Genomic DNA, 26,201 nt, shown 5'->3' on the forward strand with positions numbered 1-26,201 from the left:
AGGGGGGACCCTGTGGGAGAGTAGGACACCGCCGGACTTCTTTCGTGAAAGGGCCACCCAACGCTGGGTGGCCCTTTCTCGTTTCCGGGACGAAAGGAACGTCGTGACTGAAGAAGACCGCCCGCGATCGGAGCGCAAGCCCCGTTACTCCGCTGCGGACTCTGGAGCACGGCGTCCGCGCCGTGACGATGACGCCCGTCCGGCGCGATCCAACGACTCGCGCCCGGAGCGCGACGATCGTCCCCGCCGCGACGGCGACGCACGCCCGCAGCGCGACGATCGGCCTCGGCGGGATGGCGACCGACCGTCGTATCCGCGTCGTGATGGCGACGCACGCCCTCGCCGCGACGGTGACTCCCGCCCGCGTCGTGATGGGGACTCCCGTCCGCGCCGGGACGGCGACCGCCCGGGATACGGCGACTCGCGTCCGCGTCGTGATGGTGACCGGCCGTCGTATCCGCGTCGTGATGGCGATGCCCGTCCGCGTCAGGAAGGCGACCGTCCGTCGTATCCCCGCCGGGACGGCGATGCCCGCCCGCGTCGTGATGGGGACTCCCGTCCGCGCCGGGATGGCGACCGCCCGGGATACGGCGACTCGCGTCCGCGTCGCGATGGTGACCGACCGTCGTATCCGCGTCGTGATGGCGATGCCCGCCCGCGCAGTGACGGTGACCGGCCGTCGTACCCGCGTCGTGATGGCGATGCCCGTCCGCGCCGTGACGGTGACCGGCCGTCGTACCCGCGTCGTGATGGCGATGCTCGCCCGCGCCGGGATGGCGACCGGCCGTCGTACCCGCGGCGCGACGAGCGAGACGGTGGGGCGCGTGCCTCGCGTCCGCCGCAGGGGTCGGAGCGGCGCGAGATCCCGCGCGGCCCGGACATCCCCGAGTCCGTCACCGCTCGCGACCTGCCGGGTGCCGCTCGCAACGAGCTGAAGACCCTGAGCAAGGAGAACGCCGAACAGGTGGCGCGCCACCTGGCGATGGTCGCCCAGCTGATCGACGACGATCCCGAGCTCGCCCACGAGCACGCTCTTGCGGCATCGCGCCGAGCCGGGCGCGTCGGTGTGGTCCGCGAGACCGTGGCGATCACGGCTTACGCGACCGGTGATTACGCGCTCGCGCTCCGGGAGCTGCGCACCTACCGGCGCATTTCGGGCAACGACGACCAGATCGCGATGATGGTCGACAGCGAGCGCGGTGTCGGGCGGCCCGACCGTGCCCTCGAGGTCGGGCGTGCCGTCGACCGCACGACGCTTCCCGTCGAGGTGCGCGTCGAGCTGGCGATCGCCATGTCGGGCGCGCGTCTCGACCTCGGTGAGACCGAACGTGCCCTGCAGGAGCTCGACATCCCGGAGCTCGACCCCGATCGCGCGTTCTCGTGGAGCCCGGCGCTGTTCGCGGCCCGCGCGGCCGTCCTCGAAGACCTCGGTCGCTCCGACGAGGCTGCCCTCTGGCAGCGACGTGCGGTCATCGCCGAAGAGGCACTCGGCGTGAGCGACGCCGACCGCGAGCTCATCGTCGTCGACGACATCGACGAGACCGCCGCCGCCGAGGGCGAGGAGCCGGAAGCCGACAGCGCGGGGGAGCGCAACTGATGGGCTTGTTCTCGCGCGCGGCGTCGACGCCGCTCGATGGTGTCGACGCTGTCCTCGCCGACCTCGACGGCGTCGTCTACGCGGGACCCGGGGCACTGCCGCACGCGATCGAGAGCCTGAACCGCGCGGGTGCGACCCGCCGCCTCGGCTACATCACCAACAACGCCTCCCGGCGGGACTCCGTCGTCGCCGAACACCTGCGCGAGCTCGGCCTGACCGCCACCCGTCCCGAAGACGTCATCACGAGCCCGCAGGCGGCGATGCGTCTGCTGCGCGAGCGCGTGCCTGCCGGTGCGACGGTCCTCGTCGTCGGGGGCGACGGCCTGGTCCACGAGCTCGAGAAGGCGGGCTACGTCCCGACTCGCTCGGCCGAGGACGCGCCGGCCGCTGTCGTGCAGGGCTTCGCCCCCGAGGTCGGCTGGGCGCAGCTCGCAGAAGCGGCTTACGCCCTTGCGACGCCCGAGGACGAGGGCGGCATCCCGTGGATCGCCACCAACACCGACTGGACCATCCCCCAGGCACGCGGCATCGCGCCGGGCAACGGCACCCTGGTGTCGGCCGTCCACACCGCCGTCGGCCGGCTCGCGACCGTCGCCGGGAAGCCGGAGCGCCCGATCTTCGACGAGGCCGTCGCGCGCTTCGGCGCTGCGCAGCCGCTGTTCATCGGTGATCGTCTCGACACCGACATCGCCGGCGCGCAGGCCGCCGGCATCCGCTCGGTGCTCGTGCTGACCGGCATCGACCGGCCGAAGCACGTGCTCGCGGCTGCGTCGAACGCGCGCCCCACCTACATCGTCGGTGATCTGCGCGAGCTGCACGAGCCCTATCCGGAGGTGCGGACGAAGGGCGACGTGACGACCGTCGGCGGCGCGACCGTCCGCATCGACGGCGCCGACATCGTCATCGTCGCCGAAGGCGACCGCCCGATCGACCTCGTGCGCGCGGGAGCCGCGGCCATCTGGGCGACGGGTCGTGCGATCTACGGATTCCGCGTTCCGGAGCGGCTCTACGCCGATCCCTTCCACCGTCCCTGACCCCGCGTATCGTGGGAGCCATGTCGATGGATGGTGGCAACCCGGCCGAGCGCGAGCACCACGCTGCTGAGAGTGGGGCCGACGGCATCGCCGAGCAGTGGCGTGACGACCTCCTGTCGTCGCTCGACGTCATCGAGGACCAGCCCCTGAGCGAACGGGCCGCGTCGTACGCGGGTCTGCACGACGAGCTCGCACGCCGCCTCGACTCCGGTCCGACCGGAGCCGCGTGAGCACCCGGCTCGACTCGGCTCTGGCAGCACGCGGCCTCGCACGGTCTCGTAGCCACGCCGCCACCCTCATCGCAGACAGTCTCGTCTCCGTCGACGGCCGAACGGTCGTGAAGGCATCCCACCCGGTCGCCGAGACGGCGACCATCGATGTCGCGGGCGCCGACCACTATGTCAGCCGCGGGGCCCACAAGCTGATCGCCGGGCTGGACGCGTTCGGCATCGCGGTCGCGGGGCGGAAGGCGCTCGACATGGGAGCGTCGACGGGCGGCTTCACCCAGGTGCTCCGCGAACGCGGCGCGCAGCCCGTTGTCGCCGTCGACGTCGGCCACGGTCAGCTCGCGCCGACGATCGCGGCCGACCCGGACGTGATCTCCGTCGAGGGGTTCAACGTCCGCGAACTCTCGCCGGAGGCGCTGACTGCGGCGGCCGGGCATCCGTTCGCGCCGCAGATCATCACGGGCGACCTTTCGTTCATCTCGCTCGAGCACGTGCTGCCGGCGGTCGTGTCGGTGTGCTCGCCGGGAACGGACGTCGTGCTGCTGGTCAAACCGCAGTTCGAAGTCGGCCGCACCGCGGTCAAGGGCGGACTCGTCACCGACCCGGGCCTCCGAGCGGATGCCGTGACGGGTGTGCTGTGGTCGGCATGGGATGCGGGGCTCGGAACGCACGGCGTGATCGCGTCTCCGCTGGTCGGTACGCACGGCAACCAGGAATACGTCGTTCACCTGTGCATCCGCGCTGGCGAAGCGGGCAATCCGACACAATGGATACACACGGTGGACGAACTGGCGGGAGCCCGATGACCGACGCGATGCGCAACATCCTCGTCGTCGCGCACGCGCGCCGCCCCGACACCGTCGCCGCGGCTCAACGCGTCCTGAACGCACTGTCCGGCGCCGGCGCGCAGCCCGTGCTCGCCGCCGACGACCGCGCCGAGCTGGTCGCCGAGCTCGGCGAGCTGCCGGGGGTGCGCACGCTCGAACACGACGTGGATGTCGCCGACGTGGACCTCGCGATCGTCCTGGGCGGCGACGGCACGATCCTCCGAGCCGTCGACCTGGTGCGCGGGGGCACTGCCCCGGTGCTCGGCATCAACATGGGACACGTCGGCTTCCTCGCCGAGATCGAGGCCGACGACATGGACGACGCCGTCCGCCGGGTCATCGCCCGCGACTACGACGTGGAGGAGCGCATGGCGCTGTCTGTCCGCGTCAAGGACGGCTCCGGCGCCGTCGTCTACGAGACCTGGGCCCTCAACGAGGCGACGGTGGAGAAGGCGAGCCGCGAGCGGATGCTCGAGGTGGTGCTCGAGGTCGATCGCCGTCCGCTCTCCGCTTTCGGCTGCGACGGCGTCGTCATCGCCACTCCGACCGGCTCGACGGCCTACAACTTCTCGGCAGGTGGGCCCGTCATATGGCCGGACGTCGCCGCGGTCGCGGTCGTGCCGTTGTCGGCGCACGCGCTGTTCGCGCGACCCCTGGTCGTCAGCCCCGAGGCATCCGTCGCGATCGAGGTCGGCGCCGGCACGAACGGCACCGGCATCCTGTGGGCCGACGGACGCCGCTCGCACGAGCTCCCGCCCGGCGCCCGCGTCGTCGTCCGCCGTTCGAAGACTCCCGTTCGCCTCGCCCGGCTGCATCCCGCCGCCTTCACCGACCGGCTGGTGCAGAAGTTCCGTCTGCCGGTGGTGGGCTGGCGCGGTCCGTCGATCGAGCAGCGCGAGGTCGCTTCGTGATCGAGGAGATGCGACTGCGCGGCCTCGGGGTCATCGCCGAGGCGACGCTGCCGATGGGGCCCGGGTTCACCGCCATCACCGGCGAGACCGGCGCCGGCAAGACGATGGTCGTCACGGGCCTCGGGCTGCTGCTCGGCCAGCGCGCCGACTCTGGCGCCGTGCGGGCCGGGTCGCCGCAGGCCTCGGTCGACGGCGTATGGATCGTCGATGAGGGCGGTCCTGTGGCCGAGCGCGTACGCGAAGCCGGCGGCGACGTCGAGCCGATCGGCGGCGGACGTTCCGAGCTGTACCTCGGGCGGGTGCTCTCGAGCGAGGGACGCAGCCGCGCGAGCGTCGGTGGACGCCCCGCGCCGGCAGCTGTCCTCGCCGACCTCGCCGAGCAGCTGATCGTCGTGCACGGGCAGTCAGACCAGCTGCGGCTGAAGTCGGCCACCGCCCAGCGTGACGCTCTCGACCGGTTCGGGGGCGCGGAGCTCGTCGCCGTCCGCGATCGATATCGCGCCGCCTTCGAAGCGTGGCGCGCCGTCGATGCCGAGCTGACGCAGCTCGACGCCGACCGCGACGCGCGCAGGCGCGAGGCCGACGACCTGCGGGCGCGCATTGCCGACATCGAGGCGGTCGCTCCCCAGCCGGGTGAAGACACCGTCCTCGCCGAGCGCGCCGAGAAGCTCGCGAACGTCGAGGAGCTGCGCGCCGCGGCGGCAACCGCCCACGATGCGCTCTCGAACGACGACGACCTCCCCGACGCGGTGTCGCTGCTCGCCGAGGCCCGCCGCGCCGTCGAACGCTCGTCGGCGAGCGATGCGGCCCTCGCGGCCTTCGTCGAACCGCTCGCCGACCTCGGATACCGGGCCGCCGACCTCGTGACCGGGCTGAGCGCCTACCTCGCGGATCTCGACGAGAGCGGGCCGCAGGAGCTCGCGGCCGTCGAAGAGCGACGCGCGGCGCTGGGCGCCCTGCTCCGCGTGCACGGCACCCTCGACGAGGCACTGGCCCTGCTCGAGAGCGGCTCGGCGCGGCTCGTCGAACTCGATGACGACGGCGACCGTATCGAACGGCTGCGCGCGCAGCGGGACGAGCTGGGCGAGAGCCTGGATGCCGCCGCGGCCGAGCTGACCGCGGCCCGTACCGCCGCGGCCGAGCGACTGGGAGCGGCGGTCACCGCCGAGCTCCGCGAGCTCGCCCTGCCCGATGCCCGGCTGGTCGTGAGCGTGGATCCGGGCAGCCCGTCGGCGTTCGGTCGTGACGATGTGACGATCCTTCTCGCCCCGCACCCCGGCGCGGATCCGCGTCCCGTGGCCAAGGGGGCTTCGGGCGGTGAGCTCAGCCGCGTCATGCTCGCGATCGAAGTCGTCATCGCCGGCACCGACCCCGTGCCGACCTTCGTCTTCGACGAAGTGGACGCCGGCATCGGCGGGGCCGCGGCGATCGAGGTCGGCCGCCGGCTCGCCCGGCTCGCCGAGACGAGCCAGGTCATCGTGGTCACCCACCTCGCGCAGGTCGCCGCGTTCGCGACGAACCATCTGACGGTGGTCAAGTCGAACGACGGCTCGGTGACGGCGTCGAGCGTGCGGCGTCTGGAGGGTGGCGATCGCGAGGCGGAGATGGCCCGGTTGCTGTCGGGACTGCCCGATTCGGGCGCCGCGATCGAGCACGCCCGTGAACTGCTGAACCTGTCCCGCTCCCGACTGATAGAATAGAAGCCCGTGACGGACACTCATCGCGCGGCCTCTTCCCAGAACACCACCAAGCAGATCTTCGTGACCGGTGGTGTGGTCTCTTCTCTCGGCAAGGGACTGACCGCCGCGAGTCTCGGCAATCTCCTCACCGCGCGGGGTCTTCGCGTCGTGATGCAGAAGCTCGACCCGTACCTCAACGTCGATCCGGGCACGATGAACCCGTTCCAGCACGGCGAGGTCTTCGTCACAGACGACGGCGCCGAGACCGATCTCGACATCGGACACTACGAGCGCTTCCTCGACATCGAGCTGACCCAGGCGGCGAACGTCACGACCGGTCAGATCTACTCGCAGGTCATCGCCAAGGAGCGCCGCGGCGAATACCTCGGCGACACCGTGCAGGTCATCCCGCACATCACCGACGAGATCAAGCGACGGATGCGCCTGCAGGCCACCGAGGAGCCCCGTCCCGATGTCATCATCACCGAGGTCGGCGGCACCGTCGGCGACATCGAGTCGCAGCCCTTCCTCGAAGCCGCCCGTCAGCTGCGCCACGAGCTCGGCCGCGACAGCGTGTTCTTCGTGCACGTCTCGCTCGTGCCGTTCATGGGCGCATCGGGCGAGCAGAAGACCAAGCCGACGCAGCACTCGGTCGCGGCCCTCCGCCAGGTCGGCATCCAGCCCGACGCGCTGGTGCTGCGCAGCGACCGTCCCGTCAGCGAGAGCAACCGCAACAAGATCGCCCTCATGTGCGACGTCGACGTCGAGGGCGTGGTCAACACCGTCGATCTGCCGAGCATCTACGACATCCCCTCCACGCTGAACGATCAGGGCCTCGACGCGTACATCGCGCGCCGCCTGGGTCTGGCCGAAAAGGCCGAGGAGGTCGACTGGACGCGCTGGAGCAAGGTGCTCGACGCCGTGCACAACCCCAAGCACGAGGTCACGATCGGACTCGTCGGCAAGTACATCGACCTGCCCGACGCCTACCTCTCGGTCACGGAGGCTCTCAAGGCGGGCGGCTTCGCGCAGGAGACCAAGGTCAACGTCACGTGGATCCCCTCAGACCTGTGCGAGACCCCGGAGGGCGCGGAGAAGGCGCTCGCGAGCGTCGATGGCATCGTGGTGCCCGGCGGTTTCGGCATCCGCGGCATCGAGGGCAAGCTCGGTGCGCTGAAGTTCGCGCGCGAGCAGGGCATCCCGACCCTGGGGATCTGCCTCGGCCTGCAGTGCATGGTCATCGAGTACGCGCGCAACATGGCGGGCCTGGCCGGTGCGTCGTCGAGCGAGTTCGACCCCGAGACCGAGTTCCCCGTCATCGCGACGATGGCCGAGCAGGTCGACATCATCGCCGGCGGAGACCTCGGCGGCACGATGCGTCTGGGGCTCTACGAGGCGGATCTCGCCGAGGGGTCGCTCGCGGCCGAGGTCTACGGGGCCACGACGGCGTCGGAGCGCCACCGCCACCGCTACGAGGTGAACAACCGCTACCGCGACCAGATCGCCGGGGCCGGCCTCGTGTTCTCGGGCCTGTCGCCCGACCGCAACCTCGTCGAGTACGTCGAGCTCCCGCGCGAGGTGCACCCGTACTACATCGCGACGCAGGCCCACCCCGAGCTGCGGTCGCGTCCGACCGAGGCGAACCCGCTCTTCCGCGGGCTGGTCGCCGCCGCTCTCGACCGGCACCGCGCGAGCGAGCTGTTCGAGGTCGAGGATGCCTGAGCTGCGCGACGAGCCGCTCGAGCCGGAGGTCGTCTCGAGCGAGCTGGTGTACTCGGGGCGCGTCTGGGATGTGCGCAGCGAGACCGTGCGCTTCGGTGACGCGGAGATCACGCGTCAGTTCGTCGATCATCCCGGTGCGGCCGCGGTCGTCGCGATCGACGACGAGGAACGCGTCGTCCTGATCCAGCAGTACCGGCATCCGATCCGTCACCGTGACTGGGAGATCCCCGCCGGGCTGCTCGACGTCGCCGGCGAGCCCCCGATCGAGACGGCGCGGCGCGAGCTGGCCGAGGAGGTCGACCTGGTCGCCGCGTCGATCGAGCCGCTCGTGAGCATCTTCACGACCCCCGGCGGGAACGACGAGATCATCCACATCTTCCTCGCGCGCGGGCTCAGCCCGGCGCCGAGCGCCTTCGAGCGCGAGGACGAGGAGGCCGATATGCGCGTCGAGCGCGTGCCGCTGCCGGAGGTCGTCGACGGAGTGCTCGCGGGGCGCTTCCGCAACGGCATCCTCGCGACGGGCGTGCTCGCTGCGGCCGAACGGCTGCGCCGAGGCTGACGAACGTGCGGCTCGACCGCGCCGTCGCGGCGTACCTGCGCCACATCTCCGTCGAGCGGGGATTGTCGGCGCACACCGTCGCGGCCTACCGGCGCGACCTCGACGCGTACACGGCGTGGCTCGGCGAGCAGGGCATCGAGGAGGCCTCGGCGGTCACGGCGGAAGTCGTGACGCGGTTCGCGGAGGATGCCGCATCCGCCGATCCGCCGCCCGCGGCCACCTCGCTCGCCCGCCTGCAGTCGTCGCTGCGCGGCCTGCACCGGTTCCTCGCACGCGAGGGGATCGTCGACGCCGATCCGACGCAGCGACTGCGGCCGCCCAAGACGCCGCGGCGGCTGCCGAAGGCGTTGACGATCGATCAGGTCGAGAGCCTGCTCGACGCTTCCGGCCCCGCACCGGGTGACGCCGCCCCGACCGACCTCGCCGCGCTGCGCGACCGTGCGCTGCTCGAGCTGCTGTACGCCACGGGAGCGCGCGTGTCGGAGATCGTGCAGCTCGACGTCGACGACCTCGCGCTCGGCGACGTGCTGCGCGTGCGGGGGAAGGGCGCGAAGGAGCGGATCGTCCCCGTCGGGTCGTACGCGCGGGCCGCGGTGGAGGCGTACCTGTCGCGGGCCCGACCGGAGCTCTCGCGGCGCGGGCGGGCGACGCCGCGGCTCTTCCTCGGAGTGCGCGGTGCGCCGCTGTCGCGGCAGAGCGCGTGGCTCATCATCCAGGGGGCCGCCGAGCGCGCGAAGCTCACCGCGCACGTCTCGCCTCACACGCTGCGTCATTCGTTCGCGACCCATCTGCTGCAGGGCGGTGCCGACGTCCGGGTCGTGCAGGAGCTGCTCGGTCATGCGTCGGTCGCGACCACCCAGATCTACACGCACGTCACCGTCGACGCGCTGCGGGAGATCTACGCCACCTCCCACCCGCGCGCCCGCTGATCGCCCGTCGGCGTTCGGCCTCGACGGCGAGTCCGGGCAGGATGGGGGAATGGGCGGTGAAGCATCGGGCGGTGCGGGGACGTCGACCTTCGACACTCGTGCGCTGACGGCGCCGCTTCCGACCCCAGCCGACGGCGGCTTCGTCGACGCGGCGGGACGTCGTGCATCGCACATGGCCGCAGTGGTTGCGGTGCTGCACACCTCCGTGCTGGTGGTCGGGGCGGGCGCGCTCGCGCTGCTGCTCGTCACCGTCGCACAGGCGGCGACAGGCGGCACCGGGCTGTCGTGGACGAGTGTCGTGATCGCCGCGATCATGGTGCTGCCTCTTGCGACGAGTCGTTTCGGTGCGATGCGGGGCCTGCGCCGAGGTGCGGAAGAGGCGCTGTACCGCCTCGAGAGATTCGCGGCAACGAATCGGCTCGGCATCCGTCACCGCGAGAACGGCCCGGATGAGACCGCGACCGTCTTCGCGCTCGGCCGGCGCCGGGTCGCGACCGCCGTCATCACCGGGGAGAGGGCGCGCCGCTTCGCGTCGGGGGACTACTCGTTCGACACGTGGGTGGCGCGCGCGCGGATGCCGCACTCGCTGACGTACCTCCGAGTCGATCTCTCCGTCGACCTGCCGAGAACGAGCGTGATCGCGGTCCGCGCGCCGGGAGCAGCGTCCTGGCGCCCTCCGCTCGGACAGGAACGCATCGACGCCGGTGGTGGTTTCGACGAACGCTTCGCCGTGTGGTGCGCGGCCGGCGACGCCCCTGACGTGCAGCGGATGCTCACGCCCCCCGTGCGCGACGGCCTCACCGCGGTGGCCTCGGATGTGGACATCGAGACCGCCGGGCGGCACGTGTACTTCCTCTCGCGGATGGGATTGCCCCGGCACACCGCCGCGTACTGGCGATGGATCGAGGACCTGTTCGCCGTCGCGCAGCGCATCGAGGATGCCGCCGCCGGCCGACCGGATCCGTCACCGGCCGGCGTGCTGCGCGGCACCGACGGCGAGCGCGCCGCGCGTCGCGCGGAGCTGTTCACCACGCCGCGAATCGCTGGTCCCGCCGTCATCGGGTGTCTGCTTCCCCTCGTCTTCGGGGTCGTCGCCGGCGTGCTGACCGGGTCCTGGCGCTGACGGCCTCGATCCGCAGCGGCATCCGCCGTCGCTTTTTCCCGGCGCACGCCGCCCGCCCGTGCGCGACGGCCGGCGCAGGATGGCACCATGGCCGCCTCGACCGACTCCGCGCGGGCCTTCCGCCCCGGGCGGGGACTCGCCATCGCCTGGATCGTCGCGGGTGTCGCCGGCTGGACGGTGTCGTTCCTGCTCTACCACGAGTACATCGGTCAGCTGACGGGTGGCCAGGCGATCATCTCGTGCGACGTCAGCCCCGTCGTCACGTGCGGTCCGAATCTGCTCAGCCCCGGCGGCAACCTCCTCGGGTTCAGCAACTCCGTCATCGGCATGGTGCTCTTTCCCGGGGCGGTCTTCGCGGGGGTGTCCGCGCTCGCCGCGCCGAACGGTCTGCGCGCCTGGTACTGGCGGGTGTACGCCGCTGTCGTCGCGGCGGCGTTCGTCCTCGTCCACGTCTTCGCCTACCGCAGCGTCTTCGAGTACGGCTCGCTGTGCCCCTGGTGCATGGTCGTGTGGCTCGTGACGATTCCCTTGTTCTGGTCGACTCTCGGCTGGACGCTGCGGGAGGGGGTGTGGGGCCGCGCGCTGCAGCGCATCGGGGCGGTGCTGCTGTCAGGGACCCCGCTCGTCGTCGTGATCGACTACCTCGTCATCGCGGTGGCCGCCCAGGTCCGGCTCGACGTCCTCGGAAGCCTCTGAGTCCACGGCCCGGGGATACGTTCGTCGGATCCAGGAGGCTGGTGTCGCCTGCGTCGCCGGTCGAGGCCACTTCCGCCCCGCGCGTCCGACGAACGTATCGGCTCGCGCCGGGCGCCTGTGCGAGAATCGATCGCACGCTACGGAAAGCAGGAGTCTCGGTGACGGACAAGTCGCGGAAGGCCGGGAAGGCCCCCACGGAGGACACCCCGATCGGACCCACCGGTCGGCCATACCGAGGTTTCCCGACCCCGCCGAAACTCGATGGGCACGGGCCCGCGCGGATCATCGCCCTGTGCAATCAGAAGGGCGGCGTCGGCAAGACGACGACGACCATCAACCTCGCCGCCTCGCTGGCCGAGTACGGTCGCAAGGTGCTCGCGGTCGACTTCGACCCGCAGGGCGCGCTGTCTGCGGGCCTCGGCATCGCCACGCACGACGTCCCGACGATCTACGACCTGCTGCTCGACACGAAGCGCGACCCGCACGAGGTCATCGTCTCGACCTCGGTGCCCGGTCTCGACGTCCTCCCCGCCAACATCGACCTCTCCGCCGCCGAAGTGCACCTCGTCAACGAGGTCGCGCGAGAGACGATCCTCTCGAGGGTCCTGCGCGGGGTCTCGTCCGAGTACGACGTCATCCTCGTCGACTGCCAGCCCTCGCTCGGCCTGCTCACGGTCAACGCGCTGACGGCGAGCCACGGCGTGCTCATCCCGCTCGAGTGCGAGTTCTTCGCGCTGCGCGGCGTGGCGCTGCTCATCGAGACCATCGACAAGGTCCGCGACCGCCTCAATCCTTCGATCGAGCTCGACGGCGTTCTCGCCACCATGTACGACCCGCGCACACTGCATTCGCGCGAGGTGCTCGAGCGCGTCGTCGAGGCTTTCGGCGACGACGTCCTCGAGACGGTCATCGGTCGCACCGTCAAGTTCCCCGACGCGTCGGTCGCGGGCGTCCCGATCATCACGTTCGCGCCGGAGCATCAGGCCGCGCAGGCCTATCTGCGCCTCGCGCGGGAGCTCGTCGCCCGTGGCGCCGTCGCCTGACGGAACCGTCGACGCGACACCGTCGGCCGAGCCCGAGACGGCGGCGGATGCCGGCGACGCCCCCGGCCCCGGCTTCCGCGTCTCGCTGGCGAACTTCGACGGGCCTTTCGACCTGCTGCTGAACCTCATCGGCAAGCATGAGCTCGACATCACCGAGGTCTCGCTGAGCAAGGTCACCGACGAGTTCATCGGCTACCTGCGGGGCCTCGAGCCCGAGGAGCTCGACGCCGCTTCCGAGTTCCTCGTCGTCGCCGCGACGCTGCTCGACATGAAGGTCGCCGGCCTGCTTCCCCAGGGCGAGCTCATCGACGCCGAGTCGGTCGCGCTACTCGAAGCGCGCGACCTGCTGTTCGCGCGGCTGCTGCAGTACCGCGCGTTCAAGCAGGTCGCGGGATGGTTCGCCGAGCGCGTGGTGGCGGAGGACCGCCGGCACACCCGCTCGGTCCGTCTCGACGAGAAGTACCGCGCCGCCGCGCCCGAGCTCGTCTGGACCCTCACCCCCGACGACTTCGCCGCGCTGGCGATGCTCGCCTTCGCGCCGAAGGAGATCCCCGTCGTGGGGCTCGACCACCTGCACGCGCCGCTGGTGTCGATCCGCGAGCAGGCCGCCGTCGTCGTGACCCTGCTCCGCGGCGCCGGTACCCTGAACTTCCGCGAGCTCGTCGCGGGCGTGGCGCAGCCCGGCATCGTCGTGGCCCGTTTCCTCGCCGTGCTCGAGCTCTACCGTCACGCGGCGCTGTCGTTCGAGCAGCTCGAGCCGCTCGGCGAGCTGACGCTGCGGTGGACCGCCGATCGCTGGTCCGAGGAGAACCTCGCCACCCTGGGAGCCGACTATGACCGATGACCCGACGCCGACCGCGGCCACCCCGATCACCGACGTCGCGCGGCGGCTCGAGGCGATCCTGCTCATCGTCGACGAGCCGCAGAGCCTCGTCGCCCTCGCCGCCGCGGTGAGCGCACCCGTCGCCGCCGTCCGGCAGGCGGTGGCCGGGCTCGTCGCCGACTACGACGGCGAGACGGGCGGACCCCGCCGCGGCTTCGAACTGCGCGAGGTCGGCGGCGGCTGGCGGATGTACGTCCGCGGCGAGCACGACGCGCTCGTGAGCGAGTTCGTCAACACTCAGGCCCCGTCGCGGCTCTCGCAGGCCGCCCTCGAGACTCTCGCGGTGATCGCGTACAAGCAGCCGGTGTCGCGTGGCCAGGTGGCGTCGATCCGCGCGGTCAACGTCGACTCGGTGGTGCGCACCCTGCTTTCGCGGGGTCTCGTGACGGAGGTCGGGCACGACGCCGAGACGGGAGCGATCCTGTACGGGACGACCGACGCCCTGCTGGTCAACCTCGGCATCAATTCGCTCGACGAGCTGCCCCCCATCTCGCCGCTCCTCGACGACGGCGCCGACGGTTTCGAAGGAGAGGCGACGCGATGACGGATGCCGAAGGTGTACGCCTGCAGAAGGTGCTCGCGAACGCGGGCGTGGCCTCGCGCCGCGTGTGCGAGCAGCTCATCGTCGAGGGCCGGGTGCGGGTCAACGGCGCCACGGTCACGGAGCTCGGGAGCCGGATCGACCCCGACGTCGACCGCGTCGACGTCGACGGCACGGCGGTGCAGCTCGACACGACCAAGCGCTACGTCATGCTCAACAAGCCGACGGGCGTCGTCAGCTCGATGAAGGACGAGAAGGGTCGCGCCGACCTGCGCCGGTTCACGAAGGACTGGGACGAGCGCCTCTACAACGTCGGTCGCCTGGATGCCGAGACGAGCGGGCTGCTGGTGCTGACCAATGACGGCGAGCTCGCCCACGTGCTCGCTCATCCGTCGTTCGGGGTCACGAAGGTCTACATCGCCAAGGTCCGCGGTCGCGTGCTGCCGCAGACGATCGCCCGGCTGACACGCGGCGTCGATCTCGATGACGGCCCGATCGCCGCCGACAAGGCCCGCCTGCTCGACACCTCGGGTGAGACGAGCCTGGTCGAACTGACGCTGCACTCCGGTCGCAACCGCATCGTCCGTCGCATGATGGCCGAGGTCGGGCATCCGGTGATCGAGCTGGTCCGACGCCAGTTCGGCCCGCTCCACCTGGGAACCCTCCCGGCGGGACGCGCCCGCGAGTTGACTACAGTGGAACGCGGTGCGCTGCTGACGCTCTCGCGCAGCGCCGACGGTGCCCCCGAGCACCCGACTTCTCCGGAGAACCCGTGACCGATTCCTCGCCCGATCCCGTGCGCCCCGGCCGTGCCGCGCGCACGGCCGGCACCGTGCGCATCGTCGGTGCCGGTCTGCTCGGTTCGAGCATCGGACACGCGCTGCGTCTGCTCGGCGTCGACGTCGTCCTCGACGACGCGTCACCCGCCCAGCTGCGGCTCGCCGTCGACTACGGCGCCGGACGCCTCGCGGCCGAAGGCGATCGTCCCGTGCTCGTCGTGGTCGCCGTGCCTCCCGACGTGACGGCGGATGTCGTCGAGCGCGAGCTGCGCGCCCACCCGGGCGTCGTCGTGACGGATGTCGCGAGCGTCAAGCTGGAGCCGTACCTCGAGCTGCGGGCGCGCGGCGTCGATCTCACCCACTACATCGGCTCGCACCCGCTCGCGGGTCGTGAGCGCGGCGGCGCGATCTCGGCACGCGCCGACATCTTCGTCGGGCGCCCCTGGGTGGTCTGCCGCGATGAAGAGACCCGGGCATCCGATCTCGCCGTGGTCGAAGGGCTCGCCCTCGACCTCGGCGCCATGCCGCTCGAGATGACCCCGCAGGAGCACGACGAGGCGGTGGCGCTCACCTCGCACGTGCCGCAGCTCGTCGCGAGTCTGCTGGCCGGTCGCTTCGTCGTGGCACCCGAGGGATCGCTGCGTCTGACCGGTCAGGGGGCGCGCGACACGACGCGCATCGCGGCATCCGCGCCGGAGCTGTGGGTGCAGATCCTCGGCGCGAACGCGGCACCGGTCGTCTCCGTGCTCGACGAGCTGGCGACGGATCTGCGGGCGGTCGCCGACGCCCTGCGCGATCCCGCCGCCCCCGGCGCTCGCCGTGCGATCGCCGACACCATCCGCCGCGGCAACGAGGGCGTCGAACGCCTGCCCGGAAAGCACGGGCAGAACCGTCGCTTCGAGCAGATCGTCGTGCGCGTCGACGACACCGCGGGTCAGCTCGGCCGTCTGTTCGGCGACCTCGGCGAGCTCGCGGTCAACGTCGAGGACCTGCGTCTCGAGCACTCTCCGGGAGCCCAGTTCGGACTGGCCGAGCTGAGTGTCGTGCCGAGCGCGGTCCACGAAGCCGTCGCCGGGCTCGAAGAGCGCGGCTGGAAGATCGCGAGCGTTCCCCATGCCTGAGTCCTCTCCCGTCACCGTCGCGATCGACGGCCCTGCCGGCAGTGGCAAGTCGAGCGTCTCGAAGCAGGTCGCCCGCGTGCTCGGCTACGGCTTCCTCGACACCGGCGCCGCTTACCGTGCCCTCGCCTGGCGCGTGCTCGAGCGCGGTGACGACACCGCCGACGCCGACGCGGTCGCCCGGGCCCTCGACGACTTCGACTACGCCATCTCGCTCGATCCCGACGACCACTGGGTGCGGGTGGGCGAGGTGTTCGTCACGGCCGAGATCCGCGAGCCCCGCGTCTCGGCCGCCGTCAGCGGCGTCGCGCGCGTGCCGGCTGTCCGCGAGCGGGTCAACGTGCTGTTCCGGGCCCTCGTGGCGGCATCCGGTTCGGCCGGCGTCATCGTCGAGGGGCGCGACATCACGACGGTTGTCTTCCCGGATGCGCCCGTGCGCATCCTGCTGACCGCCAGCCCCGAGGTGCGCGCCGCGCGCCGCAGCGCCGAGCTCGCGGAGGAGGATGCCGCCGCGGTCGCCGCGGCGCTGCACCGCCGTGACGCCTCGGACTCACAGGTCGTCGACTTCCTCACCGCCGCGCCCGGCGTGGTGGTGGTCGACTCGACCGATTTGGACTTCGATCGGACCGTGGACGCCGTCATCGACGTCGTACGCACCGCGACAGGAGAGAACTGATGGCTACGACCGACGACGAGTACGAGGGCGGTCCCGACCAGCTCGAGGAGAAGCTCGCGAACCTCGACGAGCATCTCGCCGACCAGCGGGCAGCGGCGCTGCGCGCCTCGCTCGCCGACTACGAGCTCGACGACGAGGATTCCGAGCTTCTCGCCGGCTTCACCGCAGGTGGAGAGGTCGTCGAGGTGCTGCCGGCGCTGCCGGTGGTCGCCATCGTGGGCCGTCCGAACGTGGGCAAGTCCGCGCTCGTGAACCGCATCCTGGGCCGCCGCGAGGCGGTCGTCGAGGACACCCCGGGCGTCACACGCGACCGGGTGAGCTACAAGGCCGAGTGGCTCGATCGCCGCTTCACCCTCGTCGACACGGGCGGCTGGGAGCCCGACGCACGGGGCATCGACCGCTCGGTCGCGGCTCAGGCCGAGGTCGCGATCGACCTGGCGGATGTCGTGCTGTTCGTCGTCGACGCGATGGTGGGGGCCACGGCCACCGACGAGGCCGTCGTGCGCCTGCTGCGCAAGAGCGACAAGCCCGTGCTGCTCATCGCGAACAAGATCGACGATGCGCGTCAGGAGCCCGAGGCGGCAGCGCTGTGGAACCTCGGTCTCGGCGAGCCGCATCCCGTCTCGGCGATTCACGGCCGGGGGGTCGCAGACCTCCTCGACGAGCTCATGGACGTGCTGCCCGAGGTCTCGGCCGTCGCGAAGAACGAGCTCGGCGGGCCGCGTCGAGTCGCGATCCTCGGGCGCCCGAACGTCGGCAAGTCATCGCTGCTGAACAAGGCGGCCGGTGAGGAGCGCGTGGTCGTGAACGACCTCGCGGGCACGACGCGCGACCCCGTCGACGAGGTCGTCGAGCTCGGCGGCAAACTGTGGCGACTCGTCGACACCGCCGGCATCCGTCGCCGCGTGCACCTGCAGCAGGGAGCGGACTTCTACGCGTCGCTCCGCACGTCGGCTGCCCTCGAGAAGGCCGAGGTCGCCGTCGTCGTCCTCGATGTGACCGAGTCGATCAGCGTGCAGGACCTCAACATCATCGATCTCGTGCTGGAGTCGGGCCGAGCACTCGTGCTCGCGTTCAACAAGTGGGACCGCCTCAACGACCGCGACATGGACAACGCCGACCGGCGCCGGTACCTCGAGCGCGAGATCGAGCAGGATCTGGCGCACGTCACGTGGGCGCCGCGCGTCAATCTGTCCGCGCGCACGGGACGCCACCTCGACAAGCTGGTGCCCGCTCTGGAGACCGCGCTGCAGTCGTGGGATCAGCGCATCCCGACCGGCAAGTTCAACGCCTTCCTGGCCGAGCTCGTCGCGGAGCACCCGCATCCGCTGCGCGGCGGCAAGCAGCCCCGCATCCTGTTCGGCACCCAGGCATCGACGCGGCCGCCGACATTCGTGCTGTTCACGACCGGATTCCTCGACCCGGGCTACCGCCGATTCATCCAGCGCAGACTGCGCGAGATCTTCGGTTTCGAGGGCACGCCGATCGTGACGAACATGCGCGTGCGCGAGAAGCGCCAGCGCTGACGAGGGATGGCGGCGAACGACGTCGCCGCACCGACGCGCACGCTCGTATGACGGCCGCGGCTCCGGAGATCGGATGCCGCGGCCGTCGGCGTTCGCGGCCCCGTCGGCGTTGGCGGCCCCGTCGGCGTTGGCGGCCCCGTCGGCGTTGGCGGCCCCGTCGGCGTTCGCGGCCCCGTCGGCGTTCGCATCGGATTCAGAACGGGGGCGGTTCGAGCTGGCCCGGCGGTTCCCCCGGTGGTTGCTGCCTTGGCGGGGCGAGGCCTGGTGGGGCGAACGCGACGAGGGGCGGTGGGGCGTTGTCGCGGTAGACCCGTCCGGTGGGGGAGGTCCACACGAGTGTTCCGCCGGGGAGCTGTCTCACATGCCAGCGGGAGTGGTGCTTGACGTCGTGGTGTCGTTCGCAGAGGTTGGCGAGGTTGCAGATGCGGGTGGGGCCGCCGTCGGCTGCGGCGATGGTGTGGTCGTTCTCGCAGCGAATGGCGGGTTGTCGGCATCCGGGGAACCGGCAGTGCCGGTCCCGCGCCCGCAGGAGTCGCTTCATCGCCGCGGTGGGCGTGTAGCTGTCGCACTCCAGGACCGTTCCGGTCACCGGGTGCGTCAGCAGCCGATCCCAGGACGTGTTGTCACCGGCGAGGGTGCGGGCGGTGGCGGCGTCGATGGGGGAGCGACCCACCAGATCCGCGGGCTGCTCGTCCTCCCCGGCGAGGGTGAGGGCCGAGACGACGACCTGGACTTTCGCGCGGATCGCGCCGAGGGTCCCGTTCCCGTCTCCGGTGTCGGTCGGGTCGAGGGATGGCGTCGCGGCGAGGAGGAGGTCGGAGAACACGTCCGCGCGGACCTGGTCGATCGTGCGTGTGTCGCCGGCGAACGACGAGCCTGCCAGTTCGATGTGCTCGGCGCCCGCATCCACGTCAGCGCGGTCTCTCGCACGGATGATCTCGCGCGCCTGCTGCGTCAGGCGGTCGACGATCCCTTCCGCGATCACGGTCGGGACGGTCGCGATCAGGTCCGACATCCCGTTCGGCCGTGGCTGCACGAACACGCAGCGTTCGGTGGCGGCTTCCTGATGGCGTTCGGTGAAGGGGCGCGGGTGAAGTCTCTCGGCGAGCATCCGCAGCCGCTCCCGCACCCGGTTCGGCGTCTCACCCTGGCACGCTTCGATGGCCTCCCGCTCGAACTCCGCACGCATCCGACCGGGGACGATCGCCCCCGCATCCTGGATGACGAGCACATGCCCGCGGACGAGCCGGCCGTCCTCCCACGCCGACACTGTCGCCGGATAGTTCTCCACCAGATCCCGCGCCTCGTCGATCCGCCGCTGCAGCGTGCGGTCGGTGGCGACGAACACCCCGGCGAGCTCCGCCGCGATCGACCGGAGCGCCATCTCGTGCGCTTTCACCCGCTCCGACGCACCCGCCGCCTGCTTCTCCGCGAGCTGCCCGGCCGCGGCGAGCACCCGGACCTCGCGGATCTGCCCGAAGCGCACGGCATCCTTCGCGGCCTCGGCGTCTCCGACGAGCGCGGCCAGGGCGGCGACGTCCGCGTCGCTGCCGCGCCCCGCATTCGAATGCATGTTCGAATTCTGTCATGGGCCTCCGACATCGAACCGGCGGCGATGGGGAGCACTCCCCATGGACCGGCCGCGCTGTCAGCGGATAGCGTCGAACCACCTCGACCTCAGGAGTACGTGACGCGATGCCGCTTGTGATCAAGATCCCCGCCCTCTCGAAGCGCGCGATCGCCCGCACGCACGTCGGCGTGGTCGCCGCCGCGATCGGGCTGGTCGCCCTCGCAGGCTGCGCCCCGGCGGACGCTCCCGATTCCGCGGTCTCGACGAGCGCCTCCGCGGCCCCTGAGACGAGCGCGGCAACGCCGTCCGGCGCGGCGGACGAAGCCGCGACCGGTTCGGCGGCGCTGAGCGAAGCCGATCTCGAGGCCCTCTTCACCGGCATCCAGTTCCAGCCGGGGCAGTACGACACCACGGCCGCGATGCTCGAGTCGATCTATCCGGGACTCACCGTCTCGGACGCGAGCTGCCTCGCTCCCTTCGGTGCCGGGTGGGAGTCGGCCGCCACGGGGGCCGTCGAGTTCGGCACCAGCAACGACCGATCGATGACGGCCGTGGTCGCGTCCACGGCAGACGCCGCCGCCGCCACCTACCTCTTCACGCAGGCGGAGGACGCGATCGCCCGGTGCGCCGACGGGCAGGAGCTCTTCGCGATGCAGGGCACGCCGGTCACCACGAGCGTCCAGCCGTTCGACCTCTCGCTCTCGGGGGCCGACGAGTCGCGCGGCTGGCGGGTGACCGGCGACGTCGGCGGCACGCCGTTCGCGCTCGTGGGCGCCACCGTCCGCGTGGGGCAGAACGCGATCGCCCTCGTGGGCTGGGATCCCGCCACCAACACCGACTACGTGCCGCAGGCCACCCAGCTCTTCATCGACGGGCTGCCCGCCGCCGGCTGACCGACTGCCCTCGACTGCTCCGCTCGGCGCGCGGCGCGTCGAGCACTAGATTGATGCCGCGACCTCCTCGGGTCGCGGGAGGACGCGGGATGAGCGGCGAGAACGGACGACCGGCGACGATCCACGACGTCGCCACCCGTGCGGCGGTGTCGCACCAGACGGTGTCGAGATACCTGCGGTACAACGGCGGGCTGAAGCCGGCCACCAGCGAGCGCATCGCCGCGGCGATCGAAGAGCTCGACTACCGGCCGAACCTCGTCGCCCGCTCGATGCGCACGCGCCGGTCGGGACGGGTGGCGCTCGTCCTGGCGGGCAGCGGCGTGCACAACCCGGGGCGCCTGCTGGCGGGCGCTTCTCAGGTCGTGCAGGATGCCGGATACGCGGTGGAGATCCTCACCGTCGACGGGGAGGGCGAGGTGCGCGCCGAACGGGTGCGCGAGTTGGTGGGCTCCGGAGCGGTCGAGGGCGTGCTGAGCTTCGCGCCGCTGCCGAGCGATCTGGTCGGCAGCCATCGCGGCGTCACCGTGCTGGCCTCGTCCGACTACGACGACGCGGGACGCGTGATCGGTGCGCTCGCCGACAGCTCGCCCATGGTCGAGATCGTCGACGGGCTCGTGGATCGCGGCTTCCGCCGCTTCGCCCACATCACCGGAGACCTCGCCTACGCCTCGGCACGTGCCCGCCGTGCGGCATTCGAGGCGGCGGTCGACGCGCACGGCATCCAGCCCGACTTCGTGCACATCGGAGACTGGTCGGCGGCTTCGGGCGAAGCGGCCGCCGGGCTCGTCGCCGAGGGGGAGCCGATCGCGGTGCTGGCGGCGAACGACGTCGTCGCGGCCGCAACGGTTCGCGCGCTCGTGCGGCGCGGTATCCCGGTGCCCGAACGGGTGGCTGTCACCGGCTGGGACGATCTGCCCCTGGCCGGGCTCCTCTTTCCCTCGCTGACGACCGTCGAGAGCGATTTCGACGTTCTCGGCGCGCACGAGGCTCGCCGCCTGGTCGCGGCGATGTCGGGCGCACCGCTCGACGAGAGCCCGCCGCAGGGTATGCAGCGCGTGATCTGGCGGGAATCGACCGGGGCTGTCGCCGATGAATCGGCGAGCCGGGTATGACCGTTGGTTGACGCGGACCGGGGCGGTTGACTACCGTCGCGAGAGAATAGTGATCGTTCACTGTTGATCGAATGCTCGCCCAGCCCTCGAGAGGGACAATCGTGACCACCCCCCTGCGTGCCGCCATCGTCGGCACCGGCGCCATCGCCCATGCGCACGCCGAGGCGCTGCGCGCGCTCGGCTCGCGCGCCGACCTCGTCGCCGTCGTCGATCTCGACGCCGACCGGGCCCGCGCGTTCGCCGACCGCTTCGGCGCCACCGCCGTACACCCCGACATCGCGACGCTGTTGCGCGACGAGAGCCTCGACCTCGTCCACATCTGCACCCCGCCGAAGACCCACGTGCCGCTCGCGGTGCTGGCGCTGCGAGCGGGCGTTCCCGCCCTCATCGAGAAGCCGACCGCCCTGAGCCTGGCCGAGATGGACGAGCTCGTCGCCGTGTCCCGTGAGACGGGCGTGCCCGCGCTCACCGTCTTCCAGCACCGCTTCGGCGCGCCGGCTCAGCGTCTCATCGACCTGCTCCACGAGGGCGCCCTCGGCCGACCGCTCCTGGCCGCGTGCGAGACGCTGTGGTACCGCACGCCCGACTACTTCGACCTCCCGTGGCGGGGGCGCTGGGACGTCGAGGGCGGCGGCCCGACCATGGGGCACGGCATTCACCAGTTCGACCTGCTCCTCGCCGTCCTCGGGCCCTGGCGCCGACTCACCGCGTTCGCCGCGCGGCGGTCGCTGCCCACCGACACCGAGGACGTCTCGCTCGCCGTGGTCGAGTTCGACAACGGCGCGCTGGCGAACGTCACGAACTCGATCGTGTCGCCTCGTGAGGTCTCGCGGCTGCGGTTCGACTTCGAGCACGCCACCGTCGAGGTCGAGCACCTGTACGGATACACCGAGAGCAACTGGACCTTCACCCCCGCTCCGGGCCACGACGCGCTCGCCGAGCGCTGGGCAGCCGAGGCCGCAGCGGCCGACCCCGATGAGCGCAGCAGCCACACCTCTCAGCTCGCTGCCGTCCTCGACGCACTCGCGGCGGGGCGCGAGCCCGGGGTCGCGGCCGACGAGGCGCGTCGCACGCTCGAGTTCGCAGCGGCGACCTACGCGTCCGCCTTCCGCGGCGTGCCCGTGCGCGCCGGCGACATCACCCCCGACGACCCGTTCTACCGGGCGATGGACGGCGGCGCCGTTCCGTGGCCCCCGTTGAAGGAGACCTCCGTATGACTTTGACCATCGTCCACGAGGTGGGAACCGCCCTGGCCGTCCGCGACGGCGACGTCGAGCTGTTCCGGTACACCTACGTGCCCGATTCGCCCCAGCTCGAATCGCCCAAGCCGTTCCTCCATCCCATCCGCACGCGGGCCGGACACACGGTGAGTCTGTTCCGTCCGTGGGACCACGTGTGGCACAAGGGCATCGCGTGGTCGCTGCCGGTCGTGGGCGAGGAGAACTTCTGGGGCGGCCCGACCTACGTCCATGGGCAGTTCTACGTGCAGCTCGACAACGACGGAACGCAGCGGCACGCCGCCCTCACCCGCCTGACGGTGGATGCGGACTCCTCGGATCCGATCGTGCGGGTGGCGCACGACCTGGAGTGGATCACCCAGCGCGGTGTGCGCCTGTTCTCTGAGCGGCGCACCCTGACCGCGCGCGTCGTCGACGACCGTACCTGGGCGTTGACCTTCGAGACCGAGATGACCAATGTCACGGCCGACGCGATCGCGATCGGCTCGCCCACCACCAAGGGCCGCGAGAACGCGGGCTACGGGGGACTGTTCTGGCGCGGGCCCCGCTCGTTCACCGGGGGCGTGCTGGTGACCGCGGACGGCACCGGATCGGGTGACGACGTCCGCGGCCAGCGACACGAATGGATGGGGTTCGCCGGGCGTCACGACGACGTGGACGCCGCGTCGCTCATCGTGATGGTCGACGCCGCCGAGAACCCGCACCACCCCCCGCAGTGGTTCGCGCGGTCGGAGGAGTTCGCGTGCCTGAACCCGGCCCCGTTCTTCAGCGAGGAGGTCGTCGTCGCGCCCGGCGAGACGGTCGCATTCCGTTACGGGGTGGGTGTGGCCGACGCCGACGCGGATGCCGCGGGCGGGGTCGCGACCGCGGTGCGGGTCGTGCTCGACGCGCACGACGGCGCCGACCGTGCGGATGCGACGATCGGCGGTTCAGCGTGATCACGCCCTCGACCTTTCCGGGTGGGACGTCGCTGACGGACCTCGCGGTCTACACCGACGCCGGCCCCGACGGCGTCTGCGGCGGTACTCCGCACATGCACCTGGCGTCGACGGAGGCCTACATCGTCACCGGCGGGACGGGTGAGCTGCAGACCATCGATGCGCGCGGTTTCCAGAGGACTCCGCTGTCGGCTGGAGTGGTCGTCTGGTTCACGCCGGGAACCGTCCATCGCGCGGTCGACACGGGAGACCTCTCCGTCGTCGTGCTGATGAGCAACGCGGGATTGCCCGAAGCCGGTGACGCCGTGATGACGTTCCCCGCCGACGTGCTCGCCGACCCCGAGCGCTACGCCCGTGCTGCCCGCATCCCCGCCGACGCCCACGAGCGCGATCGGGCCGCGGCCGCCGCCGCCCGGCGCGACGCGGCGGTGCGCGGGTTCGAGCTGCTGCGCGAGCGGGTCGAAGCCGGTGACCGTGCGGCTCTTGCCGAGTTCCACGCTGCAGCCGTGCGCATCGCGGCGCCGCGGGCCGCGGGCTGGGAGGAGATCGTCCGTGCCCGCCCGCTGCGCCTGGCCGAGCAGGCCGTGGCCGGTGCTGCAGCCGTCGCCCGGGGCGACGGGGCGCACCTCGCCGACGCCGGGGTTCACGTTGCGGCCGCGGCGGAGGGGCCGCGCGGGTTCGGGATGTGCGGGCGCCTCCGGCCGTACGACGTCTCGGACTGACCGGTCCGGATCCGCGGCGAGCGGCATCCGATTCCCGCTCGGGCCTTGTGCCGCGGCCGCGCGGGCCTAGCATGGGAGGGTGGCAAGGAAACCGCTTTCCCGACCCGCGGACCTGATCGACGGCGCTCATCCGACTCGATCCGTCCTGCGGCTGCTGGCGCGCCGTCCCGGACGGATGTCGCTGGCCGTCCTCGCGTTCACGCTCAAGGAGATCCCGCTGTGGTTCCTGCCCGTGATCACGGCGGCGATCATCGACATCGTCGCCGGCGGCGGGGAGGTGACCGCCGTGCTCGGCTGGTTCGCGCTCGCGACGGTGCTCCTGTTGCAGAACTACCCGAACCACATCCTCTACACGCGCAACTTCATGACCGTCGTCCGCGATACCGGCGCGGACCTGCGCAACGCCCTCGCCGCACGGCTGCAGAGCCTCTCGATCGGCTACCACTCCCGGGTGAGCTCGTCGATCGTGCAGACCAAGGTCGTCCGCGACGTCGAGAACGTCGAGCTCATGCTCCAGCAGGTCACCCACCCACTGCTGTCGGCGACGATGGTCATGATCGGGGCGCTGTCGATGACGGCGGTCGCGGTGCCGCAGTTCCTCCCGGTCTACGCCCTCGCGGTGCCGATCGCCATCGGCATCCGGTACGGCATGCGCAACCGCTCGCGGGAGCGCAACGAGGTGTTCCGCCGCGAGGTCGAGGTGTTCTCGGCGCGTGTGGGCGAGATGGCTTCGCTCATCCCCGTCACCCGCGCTCACGGACTGGAGGAGACCGCGGTCACCCGCGTCAGCACCGGCGCGGAGGGGGTCCGGCGCGCGGGGCTGCACCTCGACATGCTCAACGGCCACGTCGCGTCCATCTCGTGGGTCGCGATGCAGCTTCTGGGAGTGGGATGCCTCGTGCTCGCCGCGGTCTTCTCACTCACCGGCATCCTTCCCATCTCGCCGGGCGAGGTGGTGCTGCTGTCGACCTACTTCACTCTCCTCACCCAGGGGCTCACGCAGCTGCTCATGCTGATCCCGGTCGGCGCCCGCGGGCTCGAGTCGGTGCGCTCCATCGCCGAGGTGCTCCAGGAGCCCGACCTCGAGCAGAACGAGGGCAAGCGGCGCGTGGATGCCGTGACCGGCGACATCCGGCTCGAGGGGGCCAGCCACCGCTACGCCGGGGCCGATGACGACGCGCTGCATGAGATCGACCTGCATATCCCCACCGGGCGTACCTACGCCTTCGTCGGGTCGTCGGGCTCGGGCAAGTCGACGCTGCTGAACCTCGTGCTCGGTTTCGTGCGTCCCACCGCCGGACGCCTGACGATCGACGGCGCCGACGTGCAGGAGCTCGACCTGCGCTCCGTACGCCGGGCGGTGTCGGTCGTGCCGCAGGAGTCGGTGCTGTTCGAGGGGACCATCCGCGAGAACGTCGCCTACGGGCTCCCCGACGTGACCGATGAGCGCATCGAAAGGGCGCTGCGCGACGCGAATGCGTGGCAGTTCGTGCAGGAGCAGCCGCGGGGATGGGACACCGTCGTCGGCGAGCGGGGCGCGCGTCTGTCGGGCGGGCAACGCCAGCGCCTTGCGATCGCTCGCGCCCTCGTGCGCGATCCTCGCATCCTGCTGCTCGACGAGGCCACCTCGGCGCTCGATCCGGAGTCGGAGGAACTCGTCAAGGAAGCGCTCGGCCGCCTCATGCGGGGACGGACGACCCTCGTCGTCGCCCATCGGCTCTCGACCATCCGTCAGGCCGATCGCATCGTGGTCCTCGAACGCGGCCGCATCGTCGAGCAGGGAACCCACGACGAACTTCTCGTCGCAGCCGGGCGCTACGCGCACCTCCACGCCACGCAGGCGGGCTTGCCGTCCTGA

General features: G+C 71.5%; 26 protein-coding genes. 25 read left to right on the forward strand and 1 reads right to left on the reverse strand.

The genetic code is table 11. The annotated features are described in order from the left end of the window. The first annotated feature begins 182 nt into the window (after positions 1 to 182). The 19 genes from ACPYN5_RS10660 to der all read left to right on the forward strand — a co-directional run bounded on the left by ACPYN5_RS10660 (position 183) and on the right by der (position 17,870). Entirely contained in the window at positions 183 to 935 is a 753-nt protein-coding gene (locus ACPYN5_RS10660) for a hypothetical protein (RefSeq protein ID WP_424448962.1), read from the forward strand. 29 nt (positions 936 to 964) lie between these two features. Next, on the forward strand, positions 965 to 1,597 hold the full coding sequence (locus tag ACPYN5_RS10665; protein WP_424448963.1) for a hypothetical protein: 633 nt from the start codon (positions 965 to 967) through the stop codon (positions 1,595 to 1,597). Then, positions 1,597 to 2,631 (forward strand): HAD-IIA family hydrolase, encoded by a 1,035-nt coding sequence (locus tag ACPYN5_RS10670; RefSeq protein ID WP_424448964.1) that lies wholly within the window; start codon positions 1,597 to 1,599, stop codon positions 2,629 to 2,631. Before ACPYN5_RS10665 ends, ACPYN5_RS10670 begins: the two co-directional genes overlap by 1 nt. Before the next feature lie 20 nt (positions 2,632 to 2,651). Then, on the forward strand, positions 2,652 to 2,861 hold the full coding sequence (locus tag ACPYN5_RS10675) for a hypothetical protein (RefSeq protein ID WP_424448965.1): 210 nt from the start codon (positions 2,652 to 2,654) through the stop codon (positions 2,859 to 2,861). Further along, positions 2,858 to 3,664, forward strand: coding sequence for a TlyA family RNA methyltransferase (locus tag ACPYN5_RS10680; RefSeq protein ID WP_424448966.1), 807 nt, complete (start codon positions 2,858 to 2,860; stop codon positions 3,662 to 3,664). The genes ACPYN5_RS10675 and ACPYN5_RS10680 overlap by 4 nt, the downstream gene beginning before the upstream one ends. Beyond that, positions 3,661 to 4,596 carry an NAD kinase gene (locus tag ACPYN5_RS10685; RefSeq protein WP_424448967.1) on the forward strand — a complete coding sequence of 312 codons (936 nt, stop codon included), beginning with the start codon at positions 3,661 to 3,663 and terminating at the stop codon, positions 4,594 to 4,596. The genes ACPYN5_RS10680 and ACPYN5_RS10685 overlap by 4 nt, the downstream gene beginning before the upstream one ends. Continuing rightward, positions 4,593 to 6,296, forward strand: a complete 1,704-nt coding sequence (recN, locus tag ACPYN5_RS10690) for a DNA repair protein RecN (protein WP_424448968.1) — start codon at positions 4,593 to 4,595, stop codon at positions 6,294 to 6,296. Before ACPYN5_RS10685 ends, recN begins: the two co-directional genes overlap by 4 nt. 6 nt (positions 6,297 to 6,302) lie before the next feature. After that, on the forward strand, positions 6,303 to 7,997 hold the full coding sequence (locus tag ACPYN5_RS10695) for a CTP synthase (RefSeq protein ID WP_424448969.1): 1,695 nt from the start codon (positions 6,303 to 6,305) through the stop codon (positions 7,995 to 7,997). After that, positions 7,990 to 8,556, forward strand: a complete 567-nt coding sequence (locus tag ACPYN5_RS10700) for an NUDIX domain-containing protein (RefSeq protein ID WP_424448970.1) — start codon at positions 7,990 to 7,992, stop codon at positions 8,554 to 8,556. The genes ACPYN5_RS10695 and ACPYN5_RS10700 overlap by 8 nt, the downstream gene beginning before the upstream one ends. A 5-nt stretch (positions 8,557 to 8,561) precedes the next feature. Next, complete coding sequence (gene xerD, locus ACPYN5_RS10705; protein WP_424448971.1) at positions 8,562 to 9,485, forward strand: site-specific tyrosine recombinase XerD; 924 nt, start codon at positions 8,562 to 8,564, stop codon at positions 9,483 to 9,485. A 49-nt stretch (positions 9,486 to 9,534) separates the two neighbouring features. After that, the gene (locus ACPYN5_RS10710; RefSeq protein WP_424448972.1) at positions 9,535 to 10,608 is read left to right on the forward strand and encodes a hypothetical protein; all 1,074 of its coding nucleotides are present in this window, start codon (positions 9,535 to 9,537) and stop codon (positions 10,606 to 10,608) included. Positions 10,609 to 10,695: 87 nt separating this feature from the next. Beyond that, positions 10,696 to 11,304, forward strand: coding sequence for a vitamin K epoxide reductase family protein (locus ACPYN5_RS10715; protein WP_424448973.1), 609 nt, complete (start codon positions 10,696 to 10,698; stop codon positions 11,302 to 11,304). 158 nt (positions 11,305 to 11,462) lie between these two features. Next, entirely contained in the window at positions 11,463 to 12,347 is an 885-nt protein-coding gene (locus ACPYN5_RS10720) for a ParA family protein (RefSeq protein WP_424448974.1), read from the forward strand. Beyond that, positions 12,331 to 13,191 carry a segregation and condensation protein A gene (locus ACPYN5_RS10725; protein ID WP_424448975.1) on the forward strand — a complete coding sequence of 287 codons (861 nt, stop codon included), beginning with the start codon at positions 12,331 to 12,333 and terminating at the stop codon, positions 13,189 to 13,191. The genes ACPYN5_RS10720 and ACPYN5_RS10725 overlap by 17 nt, the downstream gene beginning before the upstream one ends. Next, positions 13,181 to 13,774, forward strand: a complete 594-nt coding sequence (scpB, locus tag ACPYN5_RS10730; protein WP_424448976.1) for an SMC-Scp complex subunit ScpB — start codon at positions 13,181 to 13,183, stop codon at positions 13,772 to 13,774. Before ACPYN5_RS10725 ends, scpB begins: the two co-directional genes overlap by 11 nt. Then, positions 13,771 to 14,547 carry a pseudouridine synthase gene (locus tag ACPYN5_RS10735; RefSeq protein ID WP_424448977.1) on the forward strand — a complete coding sequence of 259 codons (777 nt, stop codon included), beginning with the start codon at positions 13,771 to 13,773 and terminating at the stop codon, positions 14,545 to 14,547. The genes scpB and ACPYN5_RS10735 overlap by 4 nt, the downstream gene beginning before the upstream one ends. Beyond that, the gene (locus tag ACPYN5_RS10740; protein WP_424448978.1) at positions 14,544 to 15,671 is read left to right on the forward strand and encodes a prephenate dehydrogenase; all 1,128 of its coding nucleotides are present in this window, start codon (positions 14,544 to 14,546) and stop codon (positions 15,669 to 15,671) included. Before ACPYN5_RS10735 ends, ACPYN5_RS10740 begins: the two co-directional genes overlap by 4 nt. Then, on the forward strand, positions 15,664 to 16,344 hold the full coding sequence (cmk, locus tag ACPYN5_RS10745; protein WP_424448979.1) for a (d)CMP kinase: 681 nt from the start codon (positions 15,664 to 15,666) through the stop codon (positions 16,342 to 16,344). Before ACPYN5_RS10740 ends, cmk begins: the two co-directional genes overlap by 8 nt. Beyond that, on the forward strand, positions 16,344 to 17,870 hold the full coding sequence (gene der, locus ACPYN5_RS10750; RefSeq protein WP_424448980.1) for a ribosome biogenesis GTPase Der: 1,527 nt from the start codon (positions 16,344 to 16,346) through the stop codon (positions 17,868 to 17,870). Before cmk ends, der begins: the two co-directional genes overlap by 1 nt. A 193-nt stretch (positions 17,871 to 18,063) precedes the next feature. On the opposite strand, the gene ACPYN5_RS10755 is transcribed toward der, so the two are convergent. Continuing rightward, positions 18,064 to 19,443: an HNH endonuclease signature motif containing protein gene (locus tag ACPYN5_RS10755; RefSeq protein ID WP_424448981.1), complete on the reverse strand. Its 1,380-nt coding sequence runs from the start codon at positions 19,441 to 19,443 to the stop codon at positions 18,064 to 18,066. A gap of 122 nt (positions 19,444 to 19,565) precedes the next feature. Between ACPYN5_RS10755 and ACPYN5_RS10760 the strand changes: the two genes are divergently transcribed. The 6 genes from ACPYN5_RS10760 to ACPYN5_RS10785 all read left to right on the forward strand — a co-directional run bounded on the left by ACPYN5_RS10760 (position 19,566) and on the right by ACPYN5_RS10785 (position 26,201). Next, a complete protein-coding gene (locus ACPYN5_RS10760) occupies positions 19,566 to 20,333 on the forward strand; it encodes a hypothetical protein (RefSeq protein WP_424448982.1) in 768 nt (255 codons plus the stop codon). Positions 20,334 to 20,422: 89 nt separating this feature from the next. Continuing rightward, positions 20,423 to 21,445 (forward strand): LacI family DNA-binding transcriptional regulator, encoded by a 1,023-nt coding sequence (locus ACPYN5_RS10765; protein WP_424448983.1) that lies wholly within the window; start codon positions 20,423 to 20,425, stop codon positions 21,443 to 21,445. Between the two features lie 101 nt (positions 21,446 to 21,546). Continuing rightward, positions 21,547 to 22,662: a Gfo/Idh/MocA family protein gene (locus tag ACPYN5_RS10770; RefSeq protein WP_424448984.1), complete on the forward strand. Its 1,116-nt coding sequence runs from the start codon at positions 21,547 to 21,549 to the stop codon at positions 22,660 to 22,662. Further along, complete coding sequence (locus tag ACPYN5_RS10775) at positions 22,659 to 23,621, forward strand: DUF6807 domain-containing protein (RefSeq protein WP_424448985.1); 963 nt, start codon at positions 22,659 to 22,661, stop codon at positions 23,619 to 23,621. The genes ACPYN5_RS10770 and ACPYN5_RS10775 overlap by 4 nt, the downstream gene beginning before the upstream one ends. After that, complete coding sequence (locus ACPYN5_RS10780) at positions 23,618 to 24,343, forward strand: cupin domain-containing protein (RefSeq protein ID WP_424448986.1); 726 nt, start codon at positions 23,618 to 23,620, stop codon at positions 24,341 to 24,343. The genes ACPYN5_RS10775 and ACPYN5_RS10780 overlap by 4 nt, the downstream gene beginning before the upstream one ends. 79 nt (positions 24,344 to 24,422) lie before the next feature. Further along, positions 24,423 to 26,201 (forward strand): ABC transporter ATP-binding protein, encoded by a 1,779-nt coding sequence (locus ACPYN5_RS10785; protein ID WP_424448987.1) that lies wholly within the window; start codon positions 24,423 to 24,425, stop codon positions 26,199 to 26,201.

The sequence above is a fragment of the Microbacterium arborescens genome (assembly GCF_049707515.1).
Taxonomy (GTDB): Bacteria; Actinomycetota; Actinomycetes; order Actinomycetales; family Microbacteriaceae; genus Microbacterium; species Microbacterium arborescens_B.

Excerpts from the sequence above, each read along its gene's own strand:
- ACPYN5_RS10710 (WP_424448972.1), top strand. The coding sequence starts at position 9,535 with ATGGGCGGTGAAGCATCGGGCGGTGCGGGGACGTCGACCTTCGACACT.
- ACPYN5_RS10700 (WP_424448970.1), top strand. The coding sequence starts at position 7,990 with ATGCCTGAGCTGCGCGACGAGCCGCTCGAGCCGGAGGTCGTCTCGAGC.
- ACPYN5_RS10715 (WP_424448973.1), top strand. The coding sequence starts at position 10,696 with ATGGCCGCCTCGACCGACTCCGCGCGGGCCTTCCGCCCCGGGCGGGGA.
- ACPYN5_RS10775 (WP_424448985.1), top strand. The coding sequence starts at position 22,659 with ATGACTTTGACCATCGTCCACGAGGTGGGAACCGCCCTGGCCGTCCGC.
- ACPYN5_RS10760 (WP_424448982.1), top strand. The coding sequence starts at position 19,566 with ATGCCGCTTGTGATCAAGATCCCCGCCCTCTCGAAGCGCGCGATCGCC.
- ACPYN5_RS10685 (WP_424448967.1), top strand. The coding sequence starts at position 3,661 with ATGACCGACGCGATGCGCAACATCCTCGTCGTCGCGCACGCGCGCCGC.
- ACPYN5_RS10675 (WP_424448965.1), top strand. The coding sequence starts at position 2,652 with ATGTCGATGGATGGTGGCAACCCGGCCGAGCGCGAGCACCACGCTGCT.
- ACPYN5_RS10735 (WP_424448977.1), top strand. The coding sequence starts at position 13,771 with ATGACGGATGCCGAAGGTGTACGCCTGCAGAAGGTGCTCGCGAACGCG.
- ACPYN5_RS10765 (WP_424448983.1), top strand. The coding sequence starts at position 20,423 with ATGAGCGGCGAGAACGGACGACCGGCGACGATCCACGACGTCGCCACC.
- scpB (WP_424448976.1), top strand. The coding sequence starts at position 13,181 with ATGACCGATGACCCGACGCCGACCGCGGCCACCCCGATCACCGACGTC.
- ACPYN5_RS10670 (WP_424448964.1), top strand. The coding sequence starts at position 1,597 with ATGGGCTTGTTCTCGCGCGCGGCGTCGACGCCGCTCGATGGTGTCGAC.
- cmk (WP_424448979.1), top strand. The coding sequence starts at position 15,664 with ATGCCTGAGTCCTCTCCCGTCACCGTCGCGATCGACGGCCCTGCCGGC.
- ACPYN5_RS10755 (WP_424448981.1), bottom strand. The coding sequence starts at position 19,443 with ATGCATTCGAATGCGGGGCGCGGCAGCGACGCGGACGTCGCCGCCCTG.
- der (WP_424448980.1), top strand. The coding sequence starts at position 16,344 with ATGGCTACGACCGACGACGAGTACGAGGGCGGTCCCGACCAGCTCGAG.